The 2,057-nt window shown below is 72.1% G+C and carries 1 protein-coding gene; it reads right to left on the bottom strand.

Annotated features, from left to right (window positions below):
• Window positions 1-2: 2 nt before the first annotated feature.
• Entirely contained in the window at window positions 3-2,054 is a 2,052-nt protein-coding gene (locus tag K7957_RS20160; protein ID WP_223014703.1) for an alpha-glucuronidase family glycosyl hydrolase, read from the bottom strand.
• Window positions 2,055-2,057 lie beyond the last annotated feature (3 nt).

Raw genomic sequence — 2,057 nt, 5'->3', positions numbered from 1 at the left:
CGTCACTCCGGATGACCCGGCGCATAGTCGAACCGCTGCGCCTTGTACCAGGCGAGGTCGTGCTCGGGTGGCGTGGCGCCGGCGGGCAGCGAGCGGCCGTTGACCGACATCCAATAGGTCAGGCTCGCGTCGCGCCACCAGCGCGCCTCGCGCTCCTGCACCGCGAGGTAGGTCGCCGTCTTGTCCCAGCGCTCGGCGTCGACCAGCGGGCGAAGCCTGTCCCAGGTGGCCCGCATCGTGCCGACGGTGGCGACGCCGCGGTCGTAGTGCGCGACCAGCTCCTGCCACAGCGTCTTGCCCGAGGCCATGCGCCGGTCCCACCCGACATGGTGGAACCATAGCAGCTCGCGCTCGGGCGTGGTGGCGGGGTCGGCGAGCCGCTTCGCGACCTCGGGGGCATATTGCGCCACCGCGTCGCTGCCCGAGCGCGTGCGATCGAAGCCGATCCCCTGCTTGTCCGCGCGGTGATAATAGACCGGGTTCCACTCGGGGCGCTTGAGGTCGCTGACCCACGGGCCGGGGCCGTAATGGTGGCCGGTCGCCATCACGTGCGCGAGCCCGAGTGGGCCGGTGTAGTCCACTACCGCCTCGCGCGACGCCATCATCATGCCGACCACCGGCTCGACCACGCGCGGGTCGGGTCCGAACGTCTGCCGCGCCCACTCGCGCGCGAGCGCGGCGGCGTCGAGCGTCGGGTCCCAGGCGAGCCGGCCGAAGGCGTACCAATTGGCCTGGTTGAAGGTCGAGCCCGACCAGTCGCGATCGCGCCCGATGTTGGCGACGCCGGCCATGCCGCTCAGCGCGTGGTGCTCGGCGGCGCCGTCGACCACGTCGGCGACGGTCTCGCTGCCGTGACCGGTGGGCGCGTCGAGCGTCTCGGTGAAGAGCGGGCCGAGATAGGCGAGGTGGGTGGCGAAGCCGAGATACTCCTTGGTGATCTGGAACTCGATCAGCAGCGGCGTCCTGGGCATGGCGCCGAACAGAGGATGGAAGGGTTCGCGCGGCTGGAAGTCGATCGCGCCGTTCTTCACCTGCACCAGCACGTTGTCCGCGAACGTGCCGTCGAGCGGCGTGAACTCGCTGTACGCCTGCTTGGCGCGGTCCGCGGGATCGGTGTCGGCGTAGACGAAGGCGCGCCACATCACGATGCCCCCGTGCGGGCGCACCGCCGCGGCGAGCATGTTGGCGCCGTCGGCATGGCTCGCGCCATAGTCGCGCGGGCCGGGCTGCCCTTCGCTGTTGGCCTTGACGAGGAAGCCGCCGAAGTCCGGTATGGCGCGGTAGATCTCGTCCGCCTTGGCCTTCCACCACGCCGCGACGGCGGGATCGCGCGGGTCGGCGGTCCTCAGCCCGCCCAGCTCGATCGGCGCGGAGAAGCGCGCCGACAGATAGACCTTGATCCCCCAGGGGCGGAACACGTCCGCCAGCGCCGCTGCCTTGCTGATGTAGCGCGGCGTCAAGCTGTCGGCCTTCGCGTTGACGTTGTTGAGGACGGTGCCGTTGATGCCGATGGACGCGTTGGCGCGCGCGTAATCGGTATAGCGCGGGTCCTTGAAGTCGGGCAGCGTCCACCAGTCCCACAGCGACTGGCCGGCATAGCCGCGCTCCACGCTGCCATCGAGATTGTCCCAGTGGTTGAGCACGCGCAGCTTGACCCGCGGCGCCGAGGCGAGCGCCACCGTCGCGGCGCTCCCCCCGGTGGCGAGATGGCGCAGCAGCGCGAAGCTGCCGTAGAGCAGGCCGCGTTCGCTATTGCCGGTGATCAGCAGCGTGTCGCGCCGGCCGAGCCGCACGCGGCGGACGAGATAGCCCTCCGCGCCCAGCGCCGCGGTCGGCAGGTGCAGCGCGGCCACCTGTGCATCGCTCGCGCGGGCGAGCGTCACGTCGCCGATACCGGCGGGCAGCGCGCGCGTCAGCTCCGCCGCGGCGAGCCGCAGCGTGGCGCCGTCGCCGCGCAGCGTCACGCGCGCGCCCGGCCCGGCGGGCGCGTCGGCGCGCAGCCACAGGCGGTAGCCGTCGTCGGCGCGCGCCGACGCGGTGCTGGCGAGGAGCAGCGC

This window comes from Sphingomonas yunnanensis, assembly GCF_019898765.1.
In the GTDB taxonomy this organism is placed as follows: domain Bacteria; phylum Pseudomonadota; class Alphaproteobacteria; order Sphingomonadales; family Sphingomonadaceae; genus Sphingomonas; species Sphingomonas yunnanensis.
This window is presented reverse-complemented; position numbering and strand designations above follow the sequence as displayed.